The following is a 24,019-nucleotide window of genomic DNA, read 5'->3' as shown; positions in this document are numbered from 1 at the left end:
CTGCCTCACCGATAGCCAAGCTTGCGGGACACGGCTGCCGCCGCTTGCTTCACTTGCTCTGTAATGGCGGCCAGCTTGTCGTCAGCGAATCGATGCATGGCACCGGACAAGCTGACGGCTCCTTCGACCTTGCCGTACATATTGTAGATAGGAGCGGCGACGCAGCGCGCGCCTTCTACAATCTCCTGATCGTCTAGCGCGTAGCCGCGCTGCCGAACCAGCTCCAGCTCCTCTTGAAGACGAGTCCAGCTTGTAATGGTATGGTCCGTGCAGGCGGGAAGTCCGTACTGGCGGGCCAACTGCTCCGCTTCGTCATCGGACATTCCGGCGCATATGGCCTTGCCCATAGCCGTCGCATGGAAGGGGGCGCGTGAGCCGACCGTATCCGTCATGCGCAGCGGGTGGAGGCTTCCGATAATGTCTACATACAGCACATCGCCGTCCACCAGGACGCCCAGATTGACAGTGTCGCCGTACAGCTCCGACAATCGCTTCATCTCCGCCATGGCTGCGGTGCGCAGCGTGTTGCGCTCCAGCAGGTCACGCGTCAGCATCAGCTGCTTATAGCCGAGGCAATACTTCCCGTCCTCGTCGTCGCGGGCAATGAAGCCGCGGTTCTGCAGCGTCAGAATAATGCGGTACGTCGACGATTTCGGCTGCTCCAGCAGCTCCGTCAGCTCGATTAGGCTGAGTGAGCCGCGTTCGGCGAGCAGCTCAATTAAAGTCAACGCTTTGTCGATCGATTGAATAATATATCTGTCCGGCTTGTCTGCCGCTTCCTTGTTCATAGCTTTCGCTCCAATCTCCGTTATCCCGGGAGACGACCCAGCGCAGCGTCCGCAGCTTGAAGCGTAGCCTCTACATCTTCGGCGCTATGGACAGCCGATACATACCAGAGTCCGTTCGGCCTGACCAGCACGCCTTCCGCCAGCATCTCCTCCGCGAAGCGGGAATAGGCTGCGGAATCGCGTTTGTTGAAGGAGGCGAAGTCTTCGACCGCTTCCTCTTCGGTGAACATGAAGTGGAAGACGGGTCCGCCTGCGTGGTTGATGATGCCGCTCTTGCCATGCTTCTTCAGCAATGCGCGCAAGCCTGCCACCAGCCCCTGCGTCGTATCCTCCATCACATTATAAGCTGCGCCTTCGTTCTTGGACAGCTCGGCGATGGTGGCCAGCACAGCAGCTGTCGCGACACCATTGCCGTTCAGCGTGCCCAGATGGCTGACGGTGCCGTCTTCGATCAGCTTCATCAGCTTCGCGCTGCCGGCTACGCCGCTTACGGCGATGCCGCTTCCCATCGCCTTGCCGATCGTCACCAGATCGGGCCGGATGCCGAACCGGCCATGTGCGCCGCTAAGGCCCAGCCTGAATCCCGTAATGACCTCATCCATGATGAATACGATGCCGCGCCGCTCCGTCTCTGCTCTGACGAGCTCCAGATACCCCGGACGGGGAGCGATACAGCCGGAATTGCACATGACAGGCTCCGAGATAATAGCGGCGATCTCGTCACCATGGGCCTCAAGCGCTTCCAGCAGCGCGTCGGAATCGTTCCATGGCAGCAGGATGACGTCCTGCAGACTAAGCTCGCTCTGGCCGCCCGTGCCCGGCTGAACGCCGGAGCCGCCTCCGGCTGCGGCGGCGGATGCCCGCATGTCCGCGCTTGGGAATGCTGTGAAGATGGAGTCCGACCAGCCGTGATAATGCCCGTGGAACCGGACGACCTTCGTTCTTCCCGTATAAGCGCGCGCCAGACGCAGCGCCAGCATGACCGCCTCTGTGCCGGAGCCGCTGAGCACAGCCTTGTCGGCGCACGGCAGCAGCTCGGTCAGCCGCTTCGCCGCTTCAATCTCGCCTTCGTGCTGCAGGCCGAACGTAATCCCCTTCTGCATCGCTTCATGCAGGGCGTCCGTCAGCGCCGGATTGGCATGGCCCAGTATAAGCGGGCCGTATGCAAGCAAGTAGTCGATGTAGGTGTTGCCGTCGACATCGACGACTTTCGAGCCTTTGCCGGATTGTGCGAACAGGGGTACCGGCTTCATGGCCGTCCGCAGCGAGCTTGCGACACCGCCTGCCAGATAGCGCTTGGATTGTTCATATTTCGCCTTCGACTTCTCGTAGCGGTTCATCCTTCTCTCATCACTCCGTTCTATTATGTTTCAATTAATAAAACATTGGTTTCATTTTTAATATAGCACAGGTGATTTTCCTTGTATATCCTTTTTTTGCTGGCGTGTACAAAGCGGCTCCGTTGACATACAACGGCCAGAGGCATAGTCGATCTTGATCTATTTGGTGCTAAAGTCATAGGTATTTGGCTGAAATAACAGGATTAGCATACTCCTCATCAGAGTGAAGTGTTATCATTCATTTAGGTGAGTTCATGTATGGAAACGTGCAGGTTATAACGGTGTGCAAGTACAGGAAGCATAGCCGTGTTACAAATAAGAGGGTCATGGAGAGTGAGAAAACAGTGAAGCTGCACATCGACATTAGCGAAAAGCACAAGGAGACCGTCATCACCATTCAGGCAGGGGAATGGACGGAAGAGCTGGCTGAGCTGGTCAAGCACATCCAGAACCCCCGGCAGCCCGGAGGGAAGCGGCTCGTTGGCATGCAGGACGACAGATCCATCTTGCTGGAGCCGACGGAAATTGATTACGTCTTCGCGGAGAAGCGCAAAGTGTTCGCTTCCACGAAGGGGCAAAGCATCGAGTTGAGAATGAAGCTGTATGAGGTGGAGGAGGTGCTGGGGCGCTATCCCTTCATGCGCTTCTCCAAGTCCGTCATCGGCAACCTGGACCGGATCAGCCGCTTCGAGCTGTCCTTCAACGGCAATCTGTGCGTCTACTTCCAATCGGGAAGCAAGGAATATGTATCTCGAGCCTATGTGTCCAAGCTGAAGGAACGTTTAATTCTGGGAGGTGGCAAGAGTGATCTATAAAGTGCTTCCGCGTCTGATGGTGGGCATCGCCTATTCCGGGCTGCAGTTGTTCGCGGTGCTGACATGGGTGGTCTTCAACAATATTCATGTGACCGTTGAGCAGATATGGTGGAATGGACTTGGCGGCATTCTGCTGGGCATCTATTTCGGACTGGCTTCCTTTCTGTTCGAGATTGAGAGCTGGAGTCTCTTGCGGCAAATGACGACGCACTATTTGCTGTCCTTCAGCGCGTTTTATATCGTTGCGATATCCGTCGGCTGGCTTCCGCCGCTGCATGGGATGGCATTCATCATATCGCTGGCTATTTTTACAGTGATTTATTTAATCATAGCTTTTATCGTGAGGCTGTTCCTCCGCAAGCAAGCGGAGGAGCTGAACAAGTCGCTGCAGAAGCGTTAAGGATGCATGTTGCGATCTGCCATTCGCGCAGCAATTCATGCAGTTCAAGCGCCGATCCGTGCAGGTCATGCACAATATGCCTTGCCGTATGGGAAATTCATGCATAATGAGAGCAAGCAACCAGGGAGCAGTCGAAGGGAGAGCGGGCAGCAATGAGCCAAGTGCTAAAAGTAGAACAGGTGATGAAAGCCTATAACGGGAAAGTTGCGCTGGACGGCGTAAGCATGAGCGTGGAGGCGGGCAGTTGCTTCGGCTTGCTGGGACCGAACGGGGCGGGCAAGTCGACGATGATGAAGCTGCTTACGGGTATTCTGCGCCATGATGCGGGAAGCATCGGGGTGATGGGAATGGACGTTGGCAAGCAGGCGGGAGAGATTCGGGCCAAGGTGGGCTATGTCCCTCAGGACATTACCTTGTACGAAAAGTTAAGCGCGCGGCAAAATTTAAAGTTTTTCGGCGAAATGTACGGTGTGCGTGGAGCGGAGCTGAAGCGGCGGATCGGCCAGGTGCTGGAGCGCGTCGGCTTGTCGGATCGCGCGGACGATACGGTCGCCTCTTATTCCGGCGGAATGAAGCGCCGCATCAATATCGCCGCCGCTCTGCTGCACGAGCCGAAGCTGGTCATTCTGGACGAGCCTACGGTCGGCATCGATCCTCAGTCGCGGAATCATATCTTCGAGCTGCTGCGCGGTCTGCAGAAGGAAGGCGTGACGCTGATCTACTCCACGCATTATATGGAGGAAGTGGAGGCGCTCTGCGATGCGGTGGCCATCATCGATCATGGCCGCATTATTACGCAGGGGCCACTGGAGGAGCTGCTGGAGAAGCACGCACTTAAGGCTGTGTACGTCGAGACGGACGGGTGGAAGGAAGCGCCGAAGCTGGCAGGCCTGCAGAAGGCGACCCGGGAAGGCAGGGGCTGGGTGCTGGAATGCGAGCAGCCGCTGGACATGATGGGCCGCGTATCGGAGGAACTGTCGCGCAGCGGTGCGGCGGTCATGGCGCTGGAGATGATGAAGCCGTCGCTGGACAGCGTGTTCCTCAAGCTGACAGGCGAGAAACTGAGAGACTAGCGGTAGGCAGAATAGAAGGAGGAGCAGCGATGTTTTGGACGATTGCACGCAAGGAATTACTGCTGATACTGAAGGATAAAGGGGCGTTCTTCTGGCTGATCGGCCTGCCGATCTTGTTCATCGTCATGTTCAGCTCGATCTTCGGCAGTACGGAAAATATGACGATTAATGTGAATTACTACGATGCGGACGGGAGCCGGCAATCCGGCGAATTTATCGGCATTCTGGAAGGAATCGACAGCGTAGAGCTGAAGCAGGACAAGGAAGCTCCGCTGGAGGATCAGCTGCAGCAGGTGCGCGACGGGGGGCGGACGCTGCTCGTCGTCATTCCCGACGGCTTCGGCGCCAAGCTGGATGCCCGGGACAATGCGGAGATCGAAGTATACCGCGATGCGGCAGCGAATGACGCGGCGGCGCCGGTGGTGGCCATTCTGGACAGTGTGCTGAGCCAGTACCGGGAAGGCAAGCTGCAAGCGGTATTGACGGAGATGGGGCTTGGCGAGGGGGATGTGAAGGGCATTCTGGAGCGTCCTGTCACGCTGACGGAAGTGAAGGAGCATGCGGCCAAGGTTGATTCCGTCACTCAGATCGTACCCGGCTATACAGTCATGTTCGTCTTCTTCGTCATGATCAGCATGGTGACGAGCTTCCTGAAGGATCGCAACGGCGGGATGCTAATGCGTCTGCAGGGGACGCCGATGAAGCCGATGAGCTATCTGATCGGCATGTGGATTCCGCATATTATCGTCGTGCTGATTCAGTCGACGACGCTGCTGACGTTCGGTCATTTCGTCTATGGCTTGAGTATTGGCGACCCGCTGGCGATCGCGCTGATCGTGTTCGGGCTGGCGATCTGCGCCACCGGACTCGGCTTGCTGCTGTCGCTGACGGTAAGCAGCGAGAATATGGGCATCGCGCTGGTGCAGATTATTGCGATGGGCGGCGCCATTATGGGAGGACTGTGGTTCCCGTTCGAGTTCCTGCCGCGGGCGGTGCAGATCATCGGCCAATTCACGCCGCAATACTGGGCGCAGCAGGCAATGCAAGATGTCATGATCCGCGGCGCGGGCGTCGGAGGCATCGGCATTACGCTGGCCGTGCTGTTCGGCTTCGGTCTGCTGGGTCTGGCGATTGCGCTGATGCGCTTCCGGAAGTTCGCGGAGAGGACGGTCTAAGCTTTAGGCCAGACATCGGCCGGAAGAGGGAAAGAGTGAGAGAGACGAGTTTTAAGTGATGTGGCTACGGTTGACGATAGGGGTTCTTGCACCTGCAGAATGGACATGGAGAGAGATGTTCGTTCTGCAGGTTCTTTTCTTGCCATATCAATCCAATAGGAGTCCCGATGTTCAATGCTGATGCCTGCTTCCGCTAGCAGCTTCGGCATATCCCGTGTGAAGTGGCAGCCGTTCATTCGGCAGAGAATCGGGATCGGGTGGAAGGCCTTCCGCAGCATTCTCTTCTCGTTCCCCGATGGTCCCTGTGATAGGATTATCTTATCGATGTAAAGCTGAGGGAAGAAAGGAAGATTCGACATGGACGTAGTCGCATTAGGAGAGCTGTTAATCGATTTCACGCCGCACGGCGTATCGGATCAGGGGCAGCCGCTGTTCGAGCGGAATCCGGGCGGAGCGCCTGCCAATGTGCTGGCCGCTCTGGCGAAGCTGGGAAGGAAGACGGCTTTCATCGGCGCGGTGGGGAATGACGATTTCGGCCGCTACCTGGCGGAGACGCTGGAGAATAGTGGCATCAATACGAGCGGGATGGTCTATACGGACGAAGCCCGGACGACGCTGGCCTTCGTTCAGCTTGACCGCACAGGGGACCGCTCATTCACCTTCTATCGGAAGCCGGGCGCAGATCAGCTCCTGAAGTCGGAGGATGTCCATGCGGCGCTGGTACAGGAGGCGAAAGTGTTCCATTTCGGATCGATCACGCTGACGGATGAACCCTCTCGAACAGCGACGCTGAAGTCGGCTGCAATCGCCAGACGACACGGGGCGCTGATCTCGTACGATCCCAATCTTCGCTTGTCGTTATGGCGGGACGCCGAGCATGCGCGGACGGCAATAATGGAAGGACTGCAACTCGCGGATGTCGTCAAGCTATCGGAGGAAGAGCTTCACTTCCTGACGGGAACGAGCGAACTGGAGAAGGGTTCGAGCCTGTTGATGGAGCAGTACGGCATTGCTTTACTGTTCGTGACGATGGGAGCGGACGGCAGTTACTGCCGAGCTGCGGTAGGTGAGGCAGGTGCGGTTAGCGCGAACAATGCAGAGGAAGCCTCAGGTGCAAGTCATGCTGAGAACCACGTGGATAACCATGCTGATGAGCGTGTCAGCAATCATGTTGGCGAGAGCCAATGGGAGAGCGAAGGTGAAACCGAAAGTGAAATTCGAAGTAAGAGCGGAGCATCGTTCCTCTCGGCCAGACATCTCGGATACCAAGTAGAAGTTGCAGATACGACGGGGTCCGGTGACGCTTTTTTCGGCGGGGCGCTGTATCAACTGTTGCAAGCCGGTTATCCACATGTGGATATGTCCATTGAGCAGCTGACATCCCTGCTGGCCTTTGCCAATGCGATGGGCGCATTGACGGCTACCGGGAAGGGAGCGATTCCTTCCTTGCCAGAGCTTGATCGCGTTCACGAATTGGTGGATAGCGGTAATTAATTATACGGAATGGATAATGCGGAGTAGACAGTGCGGAATAGATAGCGAATAGGTTATGTGGGGGAGGCGGCTGCAGCTGAGCAACCGTCTTTGTTGCAGTACCGAACTTCTAACGGTTGTGGCAAGCGCTATTTTCCATTATGGAACTGCTTGTCGTTTTTAGCGGTTGCCACAGCCCCTATTTTGCATATTTGGTCTGAAATCGCAGGCAATAAAGGGTAATAACGTCAGCTGCACCCGTTACATTTCGATTTTCCTATATTTCGGCGAAATAGCGGCTGTCACGTCCGTAAGCACTTGATGATCAGTCAATGCACAGCAGAACCTATGGACGAGGTGAAGAGAAAGGGGAATGAGTGGAGTGAATGGGACGAGGTGAAGAGAGAGGGAAGTGGAGTGAATGGGACGAGGTAAAGTGAAAGGAGTGTGTGGAATTTGTTTGGAGTGAGAGTGGGATGATTGGAGAGAGGAGAATGTGTGGAGTAGTGGAATTGGAGTGCTACTGGTATGTAGGTAGACGAGCTAGTCAGCAGTTTTGTGGATAAAGTTGTGGACAGTCTGTGGATGGATTGTTGATAATTTGTGTATAAAAAGACGTGAAGACATGTGGAAACCTGTGAAAATCACTTTTTTTGCTTGAAATGTGCGAAAATTTTGTGATTAATGTGGATAAGCTGTGGATTTTGTGGGTACAAGTGTCGAAATCTGTGTATATATTGTAAATGGAACGTTGCTGAAACAGTATTTTAAGGAGCTTCGTCAAGTGAGCCTTTGCCCAGCACTTTCGTTCGATTCATATCTATATAGACGACTAGGTTGCCGGAAGATGCCGTCGACGTCTGATTGAACATGACAGAATAGACATTCGTGCCGATATAATGGCTGCCGATGCGCGCCGCGATTCCCTCATCTACCGTCACTTTGGCCACGGCAGCATCTTTGGGACTGACGGGGACCCGTCCTTTTTCCTTGTCATTAAGGGCAGCGTAGGCTTGCATCTCAATAGACGGCTTATGGCTTAGGGTTGGCTTGTAGAAATATAAATATCCGCTCATGACCGATGAAGCGAGAAATATGGCTGCAGGAACGACGATCCATCTTTTCATGCCAGAATATCCTCCTTATGGAACTGATTATTGCTCATGACGAGTCGGGCAGTCGATATGTTGCAATCATTTTCTTTCGCGCAGAAGCGGTGGAGTTGTTGCAATGATTTGGCCGACTTCGCATTGATTTTCCAGCGGGCTTCGGGCTACACTACGGGTAACTGACTATACAGGCGAAGCGCCTGCTGGCAAAAGGAGGGGACGAGCTTGTTCCAATTGATGATTACGATGCTGGAGAAGCTGGGTATTATTGTAACGATTGCGCTTGTGCTTACTCGGCTCCCCTTCTTTCGCGACATGATCTACCGGGACAGCCTTCACATGCGGCATCAGATTACCGCCATAGTATTCTTCGGTGCGTTCGGTATTATTGGCACCTATACCGGCGTCGCCTTCAATGCCAGCACGATGCAGTTCAATCCGTGGGCGGATGTGCTGGGACCGGATGAGGCGATAGCGAACTCCCGTGTCATCGGCGTCGTGCTGGCCGGATTGTTCGGGGGGTACCGAATCGGCATAGGGGCGGGGTTGATTGCCGGCATTCACCGTTTTACACTGGGAGGGTTCACCGCCGTGCCTTGCAGCCTGGCCACCGTTATTGCCGGTGTGCTCTCCGGCATCTTCTATCGGAGAAGCCGCAATGTCAAGTTGTCCACCGCACTCTTAATTGGCGCGGGGGCGGAAGCGATCCAGATGCTTGTCATTCTGCTGCTGGCAAGGCCATTCGATCAGGCCTGGTCGTTGGTGTCCGTCATCGGCTTGCCCATGATTGCCGCCAACGGCATCGGCGCGGCGCTCTTCCTGCTGATCATTCAGAGCGTCGTAAGCGAGCAGCAGAAGGCCGGGGCGGAGCAGACGCAGAAGTCGCTGCGCATTGCCGACGAGACACTGGGCTACATGCGGCAAGGGATGACGCCGCAATCCGCTTCGGCCGTATGCGCCATTCTGTATCGCGAGATGAATGCAATTGCGATCTCCATGACGGACAGCAGTCATATTCTTGCCCATATCGGAGCCGGCGACGACCATCATCAGCCGGGAGCGCCCATTCAGACGGAAGTTACCCGCCAAGTGCTGCGGCAGGGCGAAGTCGTGGTGACGGGGGAAGACGAGCTCCATTGCCGACATGCATCGTGCGTGTTGAGTGCGGCGGTAGTCGCTCCGCTGAAGAGAAGGGGCGAGACGATCGGCACGATCAAATTTTACTACGATTCCCCCAAGGAAATTACGGATGTGGTGCTGGAGTTCATCAGGGGCCTCAGCGTACTGCTGGGCAATCAGATTGAGCTGGCGGATGCCGACAAGGCTAATCAACTGAAGAAGGAAGCGGAGATCAAGGTGTTGCAGGCGCAGATAAGTCCTCACTTTCTGTTCAACTCTCTGAATACGGTCATATCGCTAATCAGAAGCAACCCGAGCGAAGCGCGCAGGCTGCTTGTCCATTTATCTCATTTTTTCCGGCAAAATTTGAAGGGAACGACAGAGGAGCGTACGACGCTGGAGACAGAGCTGAAGCATGTGAAGGCGTATCTGACGATTGAAGAGGCCCGCTTTGCGGACAAGCTGCGAGTCACTTATGAAGTCGACGATGATATATTGGCGCGCACGCTGCCGCCGCTCACTCTTCAGCCGCTGGTGGAGAATGCGGTCAAGCATGGTCTGCGCAAGCACTCCGGAGCAGGCTGCGTAACCATCTTCATCAGGCGAGCTGCAGGTGGCATAGAAGTGGCGGTAGATGATGACGGCATCGGCATGCCGGCTTCGCTGGTGGAGAGGCTGCGTTCCCGCTGGAACGGAGAGGCCGATGAAAGAGAAGACAGTGAGCGATCGGAGCAGCAGCCCGAGTCGGAATGGCACGATGCCGAACGAGGAGCGGGAGTGGGGCTCTATAACGTAGACCGCCGGCTCAGGCTGATGTACGGCGAGGGAGCCGGGCTGCATATCATGAGCACCTATGGCGAAGGAACTCGAGTCAGCTTCAAGCTGCCTACCGAAGGAGAGATAACCAATGGACCAGAAGATCAGAGTGCTGATCGTGGATGACGAACCCCATAGCCGGGCTGAGCTGAAGCATCTGCTGGGCGAACAGCAGGGAATTCAGATTGCGGGCGAAGCCGATAACGGCGAGGCGGCATTAATGAAAGCCATTCAACTTCAGCCGGATGTGATGTTTCTGGACATTGAGATGCCGGGGATGAATGGATTGGAGGCGGCGAAGTCGCTGCGGGAGCTGAAGAAGCCGCCGCTGCTTGTATTTGCGACCGCGTATCCCGACTTTGCCGTGCAGGCGTTCCGCTATGAGGCGACGGATTACCTGCTGAAGCCTTACGATGAGGAGCAGCTGGCCGATACGATGGAGCGGGTGAGGAAGACGCTTGTACGCGACAGCGGGGGAGAGAAGCGGGAGGCGCCGCGCAGGACGGCCGGCTTGGGGAAGCTCGCCATAGAGAGTGGTGGGGAGATTATGTATCTGGAGCCCGGCGATATCCGATATATCGTCTTCGAGGACAAAGGCGCGAAGATTGTCTGCGTCGGTCGCGAATATATGACGAAGCTTACGCTTAAGGAGCTGGAGCGCAGGCTGTCGGCGTATTCCTTCCACCGCGTGCACAAGAGCTATCTCGTCAATCTGGACAGCATCAAGCGTCTCACTCCTTGGTTCAATGGCGCCTATCAGCTGGAGCTGGATGGCATGAAGGAGCTTGTCTGCGTCAGCCGCAACTATGTGAAGGGATTAAGGGAAAGGCTGGAGATATGAATACTAAGTGGAAGTCCTCTCGACTAATTTGGATAGAGGGGTTATGTTGCTCTGCTCTTCGCCCCCTTCTCGGTGCATCTTAACCTGCGATTGCTGCATGTTGTGCCTGAAAGCGTCCTGATTGCAGCGCTTTCATTTACAATAGCCTCATAGGTTGAAAGCGCATCCAACCATGAAGGGGGCTAAAGCTCATGTATACATTTATCGCAGGCATCATACTTCTGATCGTTGGTTATTTCACATACGGCAAATTCGTGGAGAAGGTGTTCGGCGTGAAAGAGCAGCGCCAGACTCCGGCTTATACCCATAGCGACGGCGTCGATTACTTGCCGATGAACGCCAAGAAGAACTCACTGATCCAACTGCTCAATATTGCGGGGGTCGGCCCCATCTTCGGTCCCATTATGGGGGCGCTGTACGGACCGGTCGCATTCATCTGGATCGTCGTCGGCTGTATATTCGCAGGCGCCGTGCACGATTACTTGACAGGCATGATCTCCATCCGCAATCGCGGCGCACACTTGCCTGAGCTGGCGGGCAAATTCCTGGGCAAGTCAATGAAGCACGTCGTGAATGCATTTGCGATTCTGCTGCTGCTCTTGGTTGGTACGGTATTCGTGACGTCTCCCGCCACGCTGCTGAACAATCTGATGGATGGCGCAGTTGGTCTTGGCGTTATTCTGGGCTGTATCTTCGTCTATTACATCCTGGCTACGTTCCTGCCGATTGACAAAGTGATTGGCCGCTTCTACCCGCTATTCGGAGCGCTGCTGCTGATCAGTGCGGTTGGCGTAGGCATTATGCTAATCGTGACGGGCGCACCGATTCCGGAGTTGACGCTGGCGAATATGCATCCGGCGCAAGCGCCGATCTTCCCGCTGCTGTTCCTGACGATTTCCTGCGGGGCGTTGTCCGGCTTCCATGCGACGCAGACGCCGATTATTTCCCGGACGACACAGAGCGAGCGCCATGGACGCAAAATCTTCTACGGCATGATGATTGCCGAAGGCATCATTGCGATGATCTGGGCAGCTGCGGCGATGAGCTTGTTCCGCGGGCCTGTCGGCCTTAACGAGCTGCTGGCAAGCGGCGGCCCTGCGGCTGTGGTAAGCGAAGCTTCCACCTTGCTGCTGGGCGCGATCGGCGGAACTCTGGCTGTGCTAGGCGTCATCGTGCTTCCGATCACTTCCGGCGATACGGCATTCCGCAGCGCCCGAATGATTCTCGCCGATTACTTCAATGTAGGACAGAAGAAAATCATGAACCGGCTGTGGATCGCGCTTCCGCTGTTCGCTTTGTCCTTCGCCTTGACCAAGATCGACTTCACGCTGCTGTGGAGATACTTCTCCTGGGCGAATCAATCGACAGCTGTGATCGCGCTGTGGGTGGGAGCGATGTACCTGTTCATCGCCAAGCGCAACTACTGGATCGCCATGATACCGGGCATATTCATGACAATGGCTACGATGACGTACATTCTGAATGCAGGCATCGGCTTCGGCTTGCCGCTTAATGTGTCCTATGTAGTAGCTGCTGTCATCACGGCAGGACTTACCGTCGCCTTCTACTATGCGGCGTATCGGGCCCGCCGCCGCGAGATGCCTCTGGAGATTGAAGCGAAGCAATGGGAGCTGGCATCCTGACGGAATAGCAATCAAGCAGCAAGGCGCTTACGAAGGCGTCCTTGCTGTTTTTTTGTGATATGGGCATCAGGATAAGTTTCACTCTTATACTGATGCCCATATCTCATCGCGAAACGTAAGCTAATGCCGCCGCTAATGGGCGGCGATAGCCGTTTACGCTTGAATAGGATGAAGTATGGAAGCTGAAGAGGTTAATCTAACTGTATTTCATGTCATTCATTTATCGAAATACTCCTGCTAATGACAAATGAACTGGATTTTATGCGCTTATTCTGTCCGAGAGATGAGTTTTCGTGTGAACTTGTCTGATTTAACTGTACATTTTCCACTTGTAGGATATAGGATGGAGCTTTTTACTATAATAACTACTCAAAATCCAGCTAAGCGGCCTCCAACTCCGAATGAAGCGCTAGAGTTGGGGCATATTGCTCGAAATCCAAAATTCTTATTGGCGATAAAACTCACTTTATCCTTCCGAAGCGAGTTTGCTTTGCAAACTATAGGTCGCTCATCTTTGAAAATCCTCGATAGAGGTTTTCTCATGCACCCGAAGTGCTATAATGGCAAGAAGATAACCGGTATCGGAAGGGGGAGAAGCATGTCGAATATACAGCTGGGGTCGTTCGTGCTGAATACGGAGCTGCTTGTCTATCTGGCCTCAGCCTTGGCCGGAGCGCTGGCCTTGCGGCTTCTGAGAAGAGGGCATCCCGGGAAGGAAGCGGACTTGTCCGCAGCATGGGGCAGCATGCTCTTATGGATTGTGATATGGAAAGGCAGCCTGCTGCTGATCGATCCGGCAAGCGTCGTACAGCGGCCGTTATCTCTCTTGTACTTCAGCGGGGGAACGGCGGGGTTCTGGCTTGCGACCATCGTCTCGGCAGGATGGGCGCTATACCGTTACAGTCGTCGGTATACGATGGCGGAATCATTAACCTTAACCGGAATGACGGCGTCCGGATGGGCGGCCATGTATGCGCTGGCTAGCTTATTCTTCTCCCGCGATGTGCAGCTCTATCATTGGATTGTGCTGCTCGTCGCATTGGCGTCATCGGCCCTGCTGCTGCGGCTGAACAGAACGGAGAAGCCGCAGGCGGAGGATGGGCGGCGGACAGAACGCCGGCAGCCGAAGCGAATCGCGGTGCAAGGGCTGAGTCTGCTGGGCTTGCTAATCCTGCTCGCTTATACGCTTCATGGCGCGACAGAATCGTTGCTTGAAGGTACCTCCACCAGCGGAAGCGACGAAGTAGGCGCCAAGGTCGGCGATATTGCACCGCCATTCGGCTTGACGAACCTGGAGGGAGAGATGATCGCGCTGGGAGAGCTGCGCGGCAAGACGGTGATGGTCAACTTCTGGACGACCTGGTGCAAGGTATGCCGGACGGAGATGCCGCATGTGGAGAAGCTGTACGAGCACTATAAGGAGCAAGGCGAGGAAGTGGCGATCGTGACGGTCAATGTTACAAGCCAGGAGAGCAGCGCGAAGAAGGTGGGAGAGGTTGCTTCGGCAGAAGGGTACAGCTTCCCCGTCGCATTGGATAGCAGCGGGAAGACGACGGACGATTATCGCGTAGCCGCCTATCCTACCACGTTCGTTATTGATGAGAGCGGGGTCGTCCGCGAGCGGTATCTCGGAGCGATCAGCTTCACAGATATGAAGAAGCGGATTGATCATATTCGGAGCTTGGATTAGTTGGCCCAATGCTGCGGGCGTTCCAGCGTCGGCGGCAGCTTCGTGCGGGCGTCGCCGATCGCCGCATTGACCTGGAATTGCGTCAGGAACAAGCTCTCACGCAGATCGGCGGCACATAGATTGGCATCCCGCAGATCCGCTCCGATCAGATCTGCCCATCGCAGATCGGCGCCGCTCAAGTCGGCGGCGATCAGGAAAGCGCCGCGCATATTCTCTCCGCGCAAATCCGCGCCTTGCAAGTTCGCTCCGATCTGATCGGTTCCCCGCCCGATCTTGCGGGGCTTTCGGCCCAGGGAAGGATGGTGCGACTGCTTCCCTTCCGCTCGAATCAGCTCACTCGTCTTCATCAGTAAAGGACTGATCTCGTCCCGCAGCGCGAATGTGTCCAGAGTTCCCAGTTCGTCGGCGCTCTGAAGGCTCAATCTTTCAAGTTCTCGCAGCTTGTCGGCCGCTTCCTTGTGCAGGGAGTGAGCGGAGGTTCTGTCCAATACTTCGTTAACATACCACATCAATTCATGAATCGCCCTCATAGCCAGAAAAGCGCTGTGCATATCTGTCGCGGAGTCCGGATGCGTACGCCAGTCCGGCCCCTTATAAGTCACCTGCGAGATCTTCTGACCCGCCCCGAAGCAGTCGAATACGGTGCAGCCACGGTAACCGAGATTCCTTAATTGACTGTGGACGGAGCATCGGAAGTTCTCCTGCAGATGGCCGCATGGCTGGCCGGCCGGCTTGTCGACCGGGAAATCGGATGAGGCCGAGAAGGGCAAGGCGACGCAGCACAGTCCGAAGCAGCTCTCGCAGTCGGCGCGAAGTTGCCGGGTACGGTTATCGTCGTTGGAAGAATGGTGGGTAGCTGTCATAACAAGCATTCCTTTCCTTGCAGGTAAGTTAATTACAACTGTAGAAGTATGACGAATGGCTGTCAATCGATAACACGATTATAGTGAAAGTTAACCATGGCTGGTATGGCGAGACGGGAAGCCGCCCCTTGTGTTAGCCCCCCTTTTTTGGGACAATAGGTAGCAGACAACAGCTCCGGGAACGTATCCCCATGCGTATGGATCAGGATAGACCGGGGCTCTTAGCGTAAAGTGAGGACGAAGCATGAGCAAACCATCCCTATATGGACTTACATTAGATACACTATCCCAGTGGCTGCTGGAGCACGGACATCGGAAATTCCGGGCGGGCCAAGTATGGGACTTTCTGTACCGGAAGCGGGTCGTATCGATCGACGAAATGGCGGAGGTGCACGCCGATTGTACAGCGCTGTTGAACGAGCACTTTACGATCGGCACCTTGACGGAGCATACGCGGCAGGAGTCGGCGGACGGCACGATCAAATTCCTGTTCCGGCTTGCGGACGGCAACCTGATCGAGACGGTGCTGATGCGCCATAAATTCGGCTTGTCGGTCTGCGTGACGACGCAGGTGGGCTGCAATATCGGCTGCAGCTTCTGCGCCAGCGGCTTGCTCGCGAAGAGCAGAGACTTAAGCGCGGCTGAGGTCGTGGAGCAGATTATGAAGGTGCAGCTTCATCTTGATCAGTCGGGTCGAGACGAGCGCGTAACCCACATTGTCGTAATGGGAATCGGCGAGCCGTTCGACAATTATGAGAATATGGCCGATTTCATCACCATCGTGAAGGATCACAAGGGATTGGCCATTGGCCCAAGGCATATTACGGTGTCGACCAGCGGCTTGGCGGGCAAGATCAAGGAGTTCGCCGACAACGATCTCGGCGTCAATCTGGCGGTATCGCTGCATGCGCCCAATAACGAGCTGCGTACGCGGATCATGAAGATCAATAAGGCCATTCCGATCGAGAAGCTGATGGAAGCGATCGATTATTACCTGGAGAAGACGAACCGCCGCATTACGATCGAGTATATTTTGCTGAAGGACGTCAATGACCGGGTGGAGCATGCCTTGGAGCTGGCAGAGCTGATGCGCGACCGCAGCAAGTTGGTGAATGTGAATCTCATTCCGTACAATCCGGTAGACGAGCACAGCCAGTATCAGCGGAGCGAGCAAGCGTCCATCACGGCCTTCTACGATACGATGAAGAAGCAGGGAATCAGCTGCAGCGTCAGATTGGAGCACGGTACGGATATCGATGCGGCGTGCGGCCAACTGCGGAGCAAGCAGATCAAGCGGGAGGATGGCGCCGGTAAGAGCGTTACTGGTTGATAGAGTCGGATTCGGTCTGCAAAAAAAGAAAAGAGCTTACGCCATGGCAAATCGGCGTAAGCTTTTTTTATTGCAGCTTCTATATCAGCTCAGATTCCTGCAGCAACCTTTGGATCATGACGGCTACTTCCGATCTTGTAATTAGCGCTGTTGGAGCCAGCAGTTGATCGTCGCGGCCGGATACGATCCCAGATTCCACGACTGCTGCCATGCCGCTCTAACAGGATGGCGCGTGAAAAGGGTTATTGTTGAATCGCGATATAAATCTCTGCCTGTCCATCTTCCGGATTGATATCCGGGCCATAATACTCGAAATCGCCTGTGAACGCCCGCTCGTTGCCGGCCTGCTTCGACCATTGCCATATACCGGCCCAAGCCCGCTGCACCATCTCGATAATCGGCCCCCGCTCCGTGACGAACACGGCGTATTTTACAGCGGGAACGGTGAAGGTCTTCACCGCTTCAGGAAGCCGGTCTTGCCCTGCCTCCCGAACCTGTACGCCGACCATCAATTCATATCGCCCGGCGTCGCCTTGTTCATAGTTGAAGTAGCAGCCGTAATGGCCAGGCTTTTGTTGATGAGGGGCCAGCTGTCCGCCAATTTGCTGTGCGTAATACTGTTCATACAGCTTGCCAATCTTGCCCTTGCCGCTGAATTCGGCTGCATTCGTCGTGACGACGCTAATTCCTGCCAACGTGAAGGAAGGCAGCTCTTCGTAACGGTCCGGCTGAATGCCGGAGCCTAAGCCTGTCTCTTGCGAAGACCAGCGTTTCAAGTGCGGCATAATGTTTTGCAGCAGTGCCCTTGCCTGACCTTCCTCCATGCCATCTTTCACCATGAAGGGAATATCGAATTCAATCATGTCCTGCATGGTGAAGTCTGCTTGCGTAAAGGCGCCATCCTTATAGCAGTAGCGGCAGTAATCCGATGATGTTGTACCATCCTTTTCCGTTCCGTATTGCTCGGAAGCCGTCATCGGCATGCTGCAGCTTTGACAGATGGAAGCATTCGATTGTTCTGTTTGATTCATTGGCAGATCACTCTCCTCATTGGTATGGGCCCAGTATAAAACAAGCAACCTGACAGCTGTCTGTCAGGTTGCTTGATCACTTCTGTATATTTTCATAATCTGCTCTGCGCGCTTGGCGATAATCTCTCGCAGATGGGGAGGCTCCAATACTTCGGCATGATGGCCCAAGCTGAGGATGTAGCTGTATAGCCATTCATCTTCCGGGTAAGCCTTCCTCACTCGCCAGCTGCCGTCATCGCACGCCTGCAGTTCCTCAACACCAAAGCATTCCTCTGCCAGATAGCGGCTGTCGGCATGGAAGCGCAAGACGAATTCCGTCATCCCGCTTGGTTCGTAACGGCTATTGTTTATGACAGGCTCCTGGGCAGGCATCTCTCTTCGCACGAAGGTCTTCCCCTCGGCAAGCTCCAGCTCCTTCATCCGCTTCAGCTTGAATAGCCGGAATTGCTCTTTCTTCAAACAGTATGCTTGCACATACCACTGTCTTCCTTTCAGAATAAGGGTGTGTGGCTCTGCCCATCGATGCGACGCTTCGCCTTGAGCATTGGTATAGCTGAATGTGACGATCATGCTGCGATCCACTGCTTCCTTCAACAGCTGCAGCTTCGGCTGCAGCCTTTCGTTGCCGTCCCATGGGGATAAGTCAACCAAGACGCGGTTTGTTTTCTGCTGGAATTCCTCAGAGTATGCAGGGGGGACGACGCTGTTGATCTTCTCCATGAGCTGCCGATGCTGCTCATTGCCGTAAGATGTGGAGATGCTGCGCAGGGCGGTGACAATGGCGGCCAGCTCGTCATTCGTCATGATATTGCGGTCCAGCCGATAGCCTTCCGCCAGTCCGATTCCGCCATTCATGCCTTGGAAGGTGACGATGGGAATGCCTGCGGCATTAATCGCCTCAATATCCCGGTAGATCGTTCGAACGGATACTTCGAATCGCTCCGCCAATTCCTTCGCCTGCATCATCCGTCGGTTCAGCAGCAATATGATGATGGATAACAGCCGTTCCAGTTTCATTATATTTCTCCCTCCACAAGCAAGAAGCTTACTTCAATGTATTGTCTCACTGAAGTAAGCCTCTGTCGAACGATTTATGTGTATTGTCCTCTAGCAGTCTTCCTCATTCAGATTGAACTGCCAGACGATGCCGAACTTGTCCGTCAGGCTGCCGTACTTCTTGCTCCAGAAAGTCTCCTGCAGCTCCATCTGCACTTCTCCGCCGTCCTTAAGCTGATTGAATGCCGATGACAGCACTTCCGGGTCCTTGCTCTGTACCGTCAGGCTGACATTGTTGCCCACTGTGAACGGCATGCCCGGGAACACGTCGGAGAACATGACGTTGCTGCCCTGAATGGTCAAGCGAGTATGCATGATCAAGTCCTTGGCTTCCTCCGGCATGGGGAATTCGGGGCTTGGCGGAGTTTGGCCGAATGTCATCATCTCCTGCAGCTCCGTGTCGAACACCTTCGCGTAGAACTGAGCCGCCTCGCGGCAATTGCCATTGAAATTCAAGTAGACTTCAATACTCATTAACAATTCCTCCTCCGGGAGATTGGGTTTGCAGGCTGACCGTGCGCCAATCCATCATGGCGATGATGCCGCCCTAAAGGGAACATACGTTCCGTTATAATTATAACAAACCGATGGTGCCGACACAACAGTTTTATTTGGAGCTTTATTCGGATTTGCCACAATCATTCTGGCCGCTCGTCTCTGAAAGGCCTATACAGAAGTTTTTCTCATCTCGCCATAATTATTCCGGTTTCTTTGGATTCGGCGTTATCTGGCCGAGCTCTATCCTTGCTTATGATTATTCAACGAGTATCTAAAGACAAATTTAAGGTTTTCTTAAAGGGAAGTTATAGCTTTGCTGGTAGCCTTATAGGCATAGGAGATGAAGACAGAGATAGAGGAGAGGGTGAACGGATATGATACAGCTGACCCAAGTGTGTCATCAATTTCATATCGGCGGCAAAGGCAAAGGGCGTTCGGTTCCGGTCTTGCACGATATCGACCTGAAAGTAGAGAAGGGAGAAATCGTATCGATCGTCGGGCGCAGCGGCTCGGGCAAGTCCACGCTTCTCAATCTGATGTCGGGTTATATTAGGCCGACATCGGGAGAGATTGCGGTAGCCGGCAAGAAGGTATCGGGGCAGAGCGAAGGCGAATGGGCGGATTTCCGATTGGCGCATTACGGCTTTATATTCCAGAGCTTTCAGCTCATCCCCGGCATGACGGCATATGAGAATGTGGAGCTGCCGATGGTGCTGAAGGGAATCTCGCCGAAGCTGCGCCGCCGAAGGGTGACAAATCTGCTGAAGGAAGTAGGGCTGGAAGCGTATGCCGATCATTATCCCGGCGAGCTGTCCGGCGGGCAGCAGCAGCGGGTATCGGTTGCGCGGGCGCTGGTGCTGGAGCCGCCGATCATACTTGCGGACGAGCCGTCGGGAAGTCTGGACAGCGAGAACGAAGGCCAACTGCTGACGATGATCAAGCATTTGAACAGGGAGCTCGGCACGACATTCGTCATTATTACCCACGATGAGCAGGTAGCCGCCATCGGGCACCGGACGATCCGGTTGCAAGACGGCAGATTGGTATAAGAGAGAAGGAGAGAAGAGAGATGACATGGAAGGATCAGCTCCGGTTCGTCCGGCAGAATATGAAGCGCAACAAAACAAGGCTGTTCATGACGGTGCTGGCGACGGCGATGGGTTGCGCTTTCCTTATCGTGCTCGCCTCCGTAGGCTTCGGCCTGCAGAAGAGCATCGTGGATGAGATAGTGGGCGACCGGCTCGTTACGGGGATAACGGTTCACGACAAGGATGCCGACAAGCACAACGGCGAGTACGGCATTCGTGATGAGGATATGGCGTACTTCCGGTCCCTGCCGCATGTGAAAGGCGTCACTTATCAGAATCAGATACGCCAGTTCCTTGATCCGCGTATGGAAGGCGAGCAAGTGAACAATATCGGCGGCACCATTCAGCTGGATTATGAGGAGGAATCGGCAGCGGGCTTCGAGCTGAGCGCAGGACGTCTTCCGCAAGCAGCGCACGAAGTGATCGTCGGCTATCATATTCGGCAGAGCTTGAATGACGGCGAGAACGCGGAATCCGGCGATGCAGCGCCGGAGATCCCGGATGCTGCGGAATGGATCGGCAAGACGATGCAGCTCAAGGTCCAGTATTATGTTGACGGCGAGAAGCAGGAGAAGATCATAGATGCAAGCATTGTAGGCGTAGCGGTCAAGCCGGTCAGGGAGTGGAAGAAGGACGGCGCGGTATATATCGGGCGAGAACTGCTGGAGGAGATTGAACAATTGACGGGCACTGCGTTCGGCGAGCTGCCGTATATGGAGGGTGAACCGTCGACAGAAGACATCATGAAGCAAGTAGCCGAGCTGCAGAAGATGAGCGGGGACAGGCAGTACACCAATGTCGAGGTAATCGCGACAGATGCCTCCAAGGTAAGCGGACTTTCCCAGAAGCTGCGGGATGACGGGTACTACATCTATTCTGTAGCGGATGAAGTGAAGCAGATGAATGTCGTCTTCTTCATTATGAAGGCGGGTCTGGTATTCATTGGCACAATCGCTGTCATTATCGCGTCGATCGGCATATTCAATACGATGTCGATGGCGGTGACGGAACGGGCGGGAGATATCGGCATTATGAAAGCGATCGGCGCCAATCCGTCGGCGATCAAGCGCATCTTCCTGCTGGAGAGCGGACTGATCGGCATCATGGGAGCGGTCATCGGCACGGCCGTCTCATACGCGATCTCTTATGCGGTCAATGCAGGGCTGCCGCTGCTTGTGAGCGCGGCATTGGAAGAGGAGGTGCCGGCCGGGTTCGTCTTCTCTCTGATTCCTCCGTTCCTGGTGGCGCTGTCTTGTGCCATAGCGATTGGCGTTGCAATGCTGTCGGGCTATCGGCCGGCGAACCGCGCTTGCCGCATCGATGTGCTGCGCGCGCTGCGCAGAGATTTGTAGAAGACAAGCCGTATCAATATGGCATTGACCAGTATGGTCAATGAGGAGTATGATGGCATTGACCACACTGGTCAATGCTTTTTCCGCATGCTGCTGAAGCAATGATCTTCCCCGCGGCAGTGCTTGAACGACAGAAGGGGCAATACTTCATTCATAACGAAAGGAGTCGGCGAAGAACTTGTACCAGAAGTTTCAGGCGATTGAGCCGGATAAGCAAGAACGCATTATTAATGTAGCGCTGAAGGAATTTGCGGAGAAAGGCTATACAGCCGCATCCACGAATGAGATGGCGAAGGAGGCGGGCATATCGAAGGGGTTGCTGTTCCACTATTTCAAAAGCAAGAAGGGGTTCTTTCTTTATATATATGACCATGCCGTAGCCGTATTGGCAGAGGAGCTGTACAGCAGGATTGACTATCATGTGACGGACCTCTTCGATAGGCTGTGGCATATCAGCAAGCTGAAGCTAGCGATCTCCGAGAAGTACCCGGAGATGTTCCGCTTCGTCAGCATGGCCTATATGGAGAACGTGTCCGAGATTAAGGCCGATGTCGATGAGCGTAATCAGGAGATGCTGGACAGAGGTTACGGCAGGGTATTGACCAATCTGGATACGTCCAAATTCCGTGACGGCGTACCATTCGAACGAGTCGTGCAAGTGATTCAGTGGACACTGGAAGGCGTAGGCGAGAGGGAGCGCATGAGAGTCAAGATGACGGGCGGCGTGATGGACGTGGAGTCGATTATGAAGGAGGCCGAAGCTTTCTTCATCATGTTCCGCAGAAGCTTCTACAAGGAGCAGTTCCAATGACATGAGGAGGGATTGGGATGAAAGCAATTGAGCTGAACCGTCTGACCAAGATGTATGGAAAAGCAAGAGGCATTATCGATGTCAGCTTCTCCGTTGAAGAGGGTGAAATATTCGGCTTCATCGGGCCGAACGGGGCAGGCAAGTCCACTACGATTCGCACGATGCTGGGCCTGATCTATCCCACCAGCGGCAGCGCCAGCATCTTCGGAAAAGACTGCATCGCGCACGGCACGGAGATCAAGCGGCATATCGGCTACCTTCCCTCCGAGGTGTTCTACTACGACAACATGCGGGTGAAGGAGCTGCTGAAGTATTCCGCCAGCTTCTACGGCAAGGATTGCAGCAAGCGGATGCGAGAGCTGGCAGACGTCATGGAGCTGGACTTGAACAAGCGAATCGACGACTTGTCGCTGGGCAACAAGAAGAAGGTGGGCATTGTGCAGGGCTTGCTGCACGAGCCCAAGCTGATCATATTGGATGAGCCGACGAGCGGGCTGGACCCGCTTATGCAGCAGCGCTTCTTCGATCTGCTGCAGGAGGAGAATCGGAAGGGAGCGACGATCCTCTTCTCCTCCCATATTCTCAGTGAGGTGCAGAGGTTGTGCGACCGGGTCGCTATCATTAAGGAGGGCCGGCTGATCGCACTGGAGAAGATCAGCAGCCTGAAGGAGAATACGTACAAGAAGTTCAAGATCGAGACGAAGGAGAAGGGAAGCCGCGACATGCTCGCCATGGAGGGAGTGACGGAGTGGAAGGAGGAGGACGGTGTCGTCAGCTTCCTGTTCAAGGGCAACGTCAACGAAATGGTGCATAGGCTTGCAAGCGTGGAGCTGAGCAATTTGTGGGTAGAAGAGCCGGACCTGGAGGAAATCTTCATGCACTTTTATGTGAAGGAGGATTGAGAGGGCTTATGAACATCTATTGGTTCGAGCTGCGGGCGAACAGGCGAAGCACGCTTGGCTGGACGTTGGCGCTTGCCTTGCTGACGGTATTCTTTCTTGCGATGTTTCCTACGTTCGCCAATGAGGCGGAGCAATTCAAGAAGTTGCTGGAGACGATGCCGGAGGCGGTGCTGAAGGCGGTCGGGGTGCAGATCGATACGATAGCCTCCATGCTCGGCTTCTATTCCTACATTTTCCTTTATATCTCCTTATGTGGAGCTATTCAGGCGATGGGGCTGGGCTTGTCCATCCTGTCCAAGGAGACGCGCGAGAAGACGGCGGATTTCCTGTTGACGAAGCCTGTACGGAGAGGGGCGGTTGTGACAGCCAAGCTGCTGGCGGCGCTCACTTGCTTGCTGATTACCAATGCCGTGTTCGTCGCGGTTGCGAGCTTGATGGCGTCAGTGGTGAAGACGGACGATTACAGTATAGGGTCCTTTCTGCTTGTATCCGCGACACTGCCGATGATTCAGCTGATCTTCCTGGCGCTGGGCCTGGCGGCAGCCATGCTCGCACCTCGCATTCGGACTGTGCTCCCAATTACGCTGGGGACGGTGTTCGCCTTCTTCGCTATCGGCATGATTGGCGCCACGGAGGAAGACGGTGCTCTGCGCTACCTGTCGCCTCTGCATTACTTCGACCGGGCCTATATCGTCAGTCATGAGAGCTATGAGACCGGATTCCTGCTGCTCTCGGGAGTCATCGTCGCCGTTGCAGTGGCATTCGCTTATTGGCGCTACTCGCGCCGGGACGTTCATGTGAATTGA

24 protein-coding genes are annotated in these 24,019 nt (G+C 54.9%); 16 read left to right on the top strand and 8 right to left on the bottom strand.

Annotated features, from left to right (window positions below; genetic code table 11):
* Nucleotides 1-5: 5 nt before the first annotated feature.
* Both M6D81_RS28185 and M6D81_RS28180 read right to left on the bottom strand, forming a co-directional pair.
* Nucleotides 6-788 carry an IclR family transcriptional regulator gene (locus M6D81_RS28185; protein WP_262680615.1) on the bottom strand — a complete coding sequence of 261 codons (783 nt, stop codon included), beginning with the start codon at nt 786-788 and terminating at the stop codon, nt 6-8.
* A 20-nt stretch (nt 789-808) separates the two neighbouring features.
* On the bottom strand, nt 809-2,128 hold the full coding sequence (locus M6D81_RS28180; RefSeq protein ID WP_262680614.1) for an aspartate aminotransferase family protein: 1,320 nt from the start codon (nt 2,126-2,128) through the stop codon (nt 809-811).
* 326 nt (nt 2,129-2,454) lie between these two features.
* Between M6D81_RS28180 and M6D81_RS28175 the strand changes: the two genes are divergently transcribed.
* From M6D81_RS28175 to M6D81_RS28150, 6 genes are all read left to right on the top strand, one after another.
* Nucleotides 2,455-2,943: a LytTR family DNA-binding domain-containing protein gene (locus M6D81_RS28175; RefSeq protein ID WP_262680613.1), complete on the top strand. Its 489-nt coding sequence runs from the start codon at nt 2,455-2,457 to the stop codon at nt 2,941-2,943.
* Entirely contained in the window at nt 2,933-3,343 is a 411-nt protein-coding gene (locus M6D81_RS28170; RefSeq protein WP_262680612.1) for a DUF3021 domain-containing protein, read from the top strand. The genes M6D81_RS28175 and M6D81_RS28170 overlap by 11 nt, the downstream gene beginning before the upstream one ends.
* A 152-nt stretch (nt 3,344-3,495) precedes the next feature.
* Nucleotides 3,496-4,416, top strand: a complete 921-nt coding sequence (locus M6D81_RS28165; RefSeq protein WP_262680611.1) for an ABC transporter ATP-binding protein — start codon at nt 3,496-3,498, stop codon at nt 4,414-4,416.
* 29 nt (nt 4,417-4,445) lie between these two features.
* The gene (locus M6D81_RS28160) at nt 4,446-5,591 is read left to right on the top strand and encodes an ABC transporter permease (RefSeq protein WP_262680610.1); all 1,146 of its coding nucleotides are present in this window, start codon (nt 4,446-4,448) and stop codon (nt 5,589-5,591) included.
* 174 nt (nt 5,592-5,765) lie between these two features.
* Nucleotides 5,766-5,921 carry a hypothetical protein gene (locus M6D81_RS28155; RefSeq protein WP_262680609.1) on the top strand — a complete coding sequence of 52 codons (156 nt, stop codon included), beginning with the start codon at nt 5,766-5,768 and terminating at the stop codon, nt 5,919-5,921.
* A 27-nt stretch (nt 5,922-5,948) separates the two neighbouring features.
* Complete coding sequence (locus M6D81_RS28150; protein ID WP_262680608.1) at nt 5,949-7,085, top strand: carbohydrate kinase family protein; 1,137 nt, start codon at nt 5,949-5,951, stop codon at nt 7,083-7,085.
* 746 nt (nt 7,086-7,831) lie between these two features.
* Here the strand turns inward: M6D81_RS28150 and M6D81_RS28145 are convergent.
* Nucleotides 7,832-8,191 (bottom strand): hypothetical protein, encoded by a 360-nt coding sequence (locus M6D81_RS28145; protein WP_262680607.1) that lies wholly within the window; start codon nt 8,189-8,191, stop codon nt 7,832-7,834.
* Between the two features lie 207 nt (nt 8,192-8,398).
* On the opposite strand from M6D81_RS28145, the gene M6D81_RS28140 reads away from it, so the two are divergent.
* From M6D81_RS28140 to M6D81_RS28125, 4 genes are all read left to right on the top strand, one after another.
* Nucleotides 8,399-10,234, top strand: coding sequence for a sensor histidine kinase (locus tag M6D81_RS28140; protein WP_262680606.1), 1,836 nt, complete (start codon nt 8,399-8,401; stop codon nt 10,232-10,234).
* Nucleotides 10,200-10,949 (top strand): LytR/AlgR family response regulator transcription factor, encoded by a 750-nt coding sequence (locus tag M6D81_RS28135; protein WP_262680605.1) that lies wholly within the window; start codon nt 10,200-10,202, stop codon nt 10,947-10,949. The genes M6D81_RS28140 and M6D81_RS28135 overlap by 35 nt, the downstream gene beginning before the upstream one ends.
* 191 nt (nt 10,950-11,140) lie before the next feature.
* Nucleotides 11,141-12,592, top strand: coding sequence for a carbon starvation CstA family protein (locus M6D81_RS28130; RefSeq protein WP_262680603.1), 1,452 nt, complete (start codon nt 11,141-11,143; stop codon nt 12,590-12,592).
* Nucleotides 12,593-13,190: 598 nt separating this feature from the next.
* The gene (locus tag M6D81_RS28125; protein ID WP_262680601.1) at nt 13,191-14,282 is read left to right on the top strand and encodes a TlpA family protein disulfide reductase; all 1,092 of its coding nucleotides are present in this window, start codon (nt 13,191-13,193) and stop codon (nt 14,280-14,282) included.
* Here M6D81_RS28125 and M6D81_RS28120 read toward each other — a convergent pair.
* Entirely contained in the window at nt 14,279-15,145 is an 867-nt protein-coding gene (locus M6D81_RS28120; protein ID WP_262680600.1) for a pentapeptide repeat-containing protein, read from the bottom strand. The two genes, M6D81_RS28125 and M6D81_RS28120, sit on opposite strands and share 4 nt — an antisense overlap.
* A 244-nt stretch (nt 15,146-15,389) precedes the next feature.
* Here M6D81_RS28120 and rlmN point away from each other — a divergent pair, with 244 nt between their 5' ends.
* A complete protein-coding gene (gene rlmN, locus M6D81_RS28115) occupies nt 15,390-16,475 on the top strand; it encodes a dual-specificity RNA methyltransferase RlmN (RefSeq protein ID WP_262680598.1) in 1,086 nt (361 codons plus the stop codon).
* 79 nt (nt 16,476-16,554) lie between these two features.
* On the opposite strand, the gene M6D81_RS28110 is transcribed toward rlmN, so the two are convergent.
* From M6D81_RS28110 to M6D81_RS28095, 4 genes are all read right to left on the bottom strand, one after another.
* Nucleotides 16,555-16,686: an S-layer homology domain-containing protein gene (locus tag M6D81_RS28110; protein ID WP_262680597.1), complete on the bottom strand. Its 132-nt coding sequence runs from the start codon at nt 16,684-16,686 to the stop codon at nt 16,555-16,557.
* Nucleotides 16,687-16,717: 31 nt separating this feature from the next.
* Nucleotides 16,718-17,506, bottom strand: coding sequence for a zinc ribbon domain-containing protein (locus M6D81_RS28105; protein WP_262680595.1), 789 nt, complete (start codon nt 17,504-17,506; stop codon nt 16,718-16,720).
* Between the two features lie 63 nt (nt 17,507-17,569).
* Nucleotides 17,570-18,523 carry a helix-turn-helix transcriptional regulator gene (locus tag M6D81_RS28100; protein ID WP_262680593.1) on the bottom strand — a complete coding sequence of 318 codons (954 nt, stop codon included), beginning with the start codon at nt 18,521-18,523 and terminating at the stop codon, nt 17,570-17,572.
* Nucleotides 18,524-18,613: 90 nt separating this feature from the next.
* Nucleotides 18,614-19,036 (bottom strand): VOC family protein, encoded by a 423-nt coding sequence (locus tag M6D81_RS28095; RefSeq protein ID WP_262680591.1) that lies wholly within the window; start codon nt 19,034-19,036, stop codon nt 18,614-18,616.
* 398 nt (nt 19,037-19,434) lie between these two features.
* Here M6D81_RS28095 and M6D81_RS28090 point away from each other — a divergent pair, with 398 nt between their 5' ends.
* From M6D81_RS28090 to M6D81_RS28070, 5 genes are all read left to right on the top strand, one after another.
* A complete protein-coding gene (locus M6D81_RS28090) occupies nt 19,435-20,109 on the top strand; it encodes an ABC transporter ATP-binding protein (protein ID WP_262680589.1) in 675 nt (224 codons plus the stop codon).
* Nucleotides 20,110-20,129: 20 nt separating this feature from the next.
* Nucleotides 20,130-21,500, top strand: a complete 1,371-nt coding sequence (locus tag M6D81_RS28085) for an ABC transporter permease (RefSeq protein ID WP_262680587.1) — start codon at nt 20,130-20,132, stop codon at nt 21,498-21,500.
* A gap of 178 nt (nt 21,501-21,678) precedes the next feature.
* Nucleotides 21,679-22,311, top strand: coding sequence for a TetR/AcrR family transcriptional regulator (locus M6D81_RS28080; protein ID WP_262680586.1), 633 nt, complete (start codon nt 21,679-21,681; stop codon nt 22,309-22,311).
* A 17-nt stretch (nt 22,312-22,328) separates the two neighbouring features.
* A complete protein-coding gene (locus tag M6D81_RS28075; RefSeq protein WP_262680584.1) occupies nt 22,329-23,213 on the top strand; it encodes an ABC transporter ATP-binding protein in 885 nt (294 codons plus the stop codon).
* Nucleotides 23,214-23,221: 8 nt separating this feature from the next.
* Entirely contained in the window at nt 23,222-24,019 is a 798-nt protein-coding gene (locus M6D81_RS28070; protein ID WP_262680582.1) for an ABC transporter permease, read from the top strand.

The sequence above is a fragment of the Paenibacillus sp. J5C2022 genome, from assembly GCF_025567625.1.
GTDB lineage: Bacteria > Bacillota > Bacilli > Paenibacillales > Paenibacillaceae > Pristimantibacillus.
Note: the sequence above shows the minus strand (reverse complement) of the source record. Positions and strands in the feature narration are given on the sequence as shown.

Coding starts and splice junctions, on each gene's coding strand:
- M6D81_RS28185 (WP_262680615.1), bottom strand. CDS start 788: ATGAACAAGGAAGCGGCAGACAAGCCGGACAGATATATTATTCAATCG.
- M6D81_RS28180 (WP_262680614.1), bottom strand. CDS start 2,128: ATGAACCGCTACGAGAAGTCGAAGGCGAAATATGAACAATCCAAGCGC.
- M6D81_RS28175 (WP_262680613.1), top strand. CDS start 2,455: ATGGAGAGTGAGAAAACAGTGAAGCTGCACATCGACATTAGCGAAAAG.
- M6D81_RS28165 (WP_262680611.1), top strand. CDS start 3,496: ATGAGCCAAGTGCTAAAAGTAGAACAGGTGATGAAAGCCTATAACGGG.
- M6D81_RS28160 (WP_262680610.1), top strand. CDS start 4,446: ATGTTTTGGACGATTGCACGCAAGGAATTACTGCTGATACTGAAGGAT.
- M6D81_RS28155 (WP_262680609.1), top strand. CDS start 5,766: ATGCTGATGCCTGCTTCCGCTAGCAGCTTCGGCATATCCCGTGTGAAG.
- M6D81_RS28150 (WP_262680608.1), top strand. CDS start 5,949: ATGGACGTAGTCGCATTAGGAGAGCTGTTAATCGATTTCACGCCGCAC.
- M6D81_RS28145 (WP_262680607.1), bottom strand. CDS start 8,191: ATGAAAAGATGGATCGTCGTTCCTGCAGCCATATTTCTCGCTTCATCG.
- M6D81_RS28135 (WP_262680605.1), top strand. CDS start 10,200: ATGGACCAGAAGATCAGAGTGCTGATCGTGGATGACGAACCCCATAGC.
- M6D81_RS28130 (WP_262680603.1), top strand. CDS start 11,141: ATGTATACATTTATCGCAGGCATCATACTTCTGATCGTTGGTTATTTC.
- M6D81_RS28125 (WP_262680601.1), top strand. CDS start 13,191: ATGTCGAATATACAGCTGGGGTCGTTCGTGCTGAATACGGAGCTGCTT.
- M6D81_RS28120 (WP_262680600.1), bottom strand. CDS start 15,145: ATGACAGCTACCCACCATTCTTCCAACGACGATAACCGTACCCGGCAA.
- rlmN (WP_262680598.1), top strand. CDS start 15,390: ATGAGCAAACCATCCCTATATGGACTTACATTAGATACACTATCCCAG.
- M6D81_RS28110 (WP_262680597.1), bottom strand. CDS start 16,686: ATGGCAGCAGTCGTGGAATCTGGGATCGTATCCGGCCGCGACGATCAA.
- M6D81_RS28105 (WP_262680595.1), bottom strand. CDS start 17,506: ATGAATCAAACAGAACAATCGAATGCTTCCATCTGTCAAAGCTGCAGC.
- M6D81_RS28100 (WP_262680593.1), bottom strand. CDS start 18,523: ATGAAACTGGAACGGCTGTTATCCATCATCATATTGCTGCTGAACCGA.
- M6D81_RS28095 (WP_262680591.1), bottom strand. CDS start 19,036: ATGAGTATTGAAGTCTACTTGAATTTCAATGGCAATTGCCGCGAGGCG.
- M6D81_RS28090 (WP_262680589.1), top strand. CDS start 19,435: ATGATACAGCTGACCCAAGTGTGTCATCAATTTCATATCGGCGGCAAA.
- M6D81_RS28085 (WP_262680587.1), top strand. CDS start 20,130: ATGACATGGAAGGATCAGCTCCGGTTCGTCCGGCAGAATATGAAGCGC.
- M6D81_RS28075 (WP_262680584.1), top strand. CDS start 22,329: ATGAAAGCAATTGAGCTGAACCGTCTGACCAAGATGTATGGAAAAGCA.
- M6D81_RS28070 (WP_262680582.1), top strand. CDS start 23,222: ATGAACATCTATTGGTTCGAGCTGCGGGCGAACAGGCGAAGCACGCTT.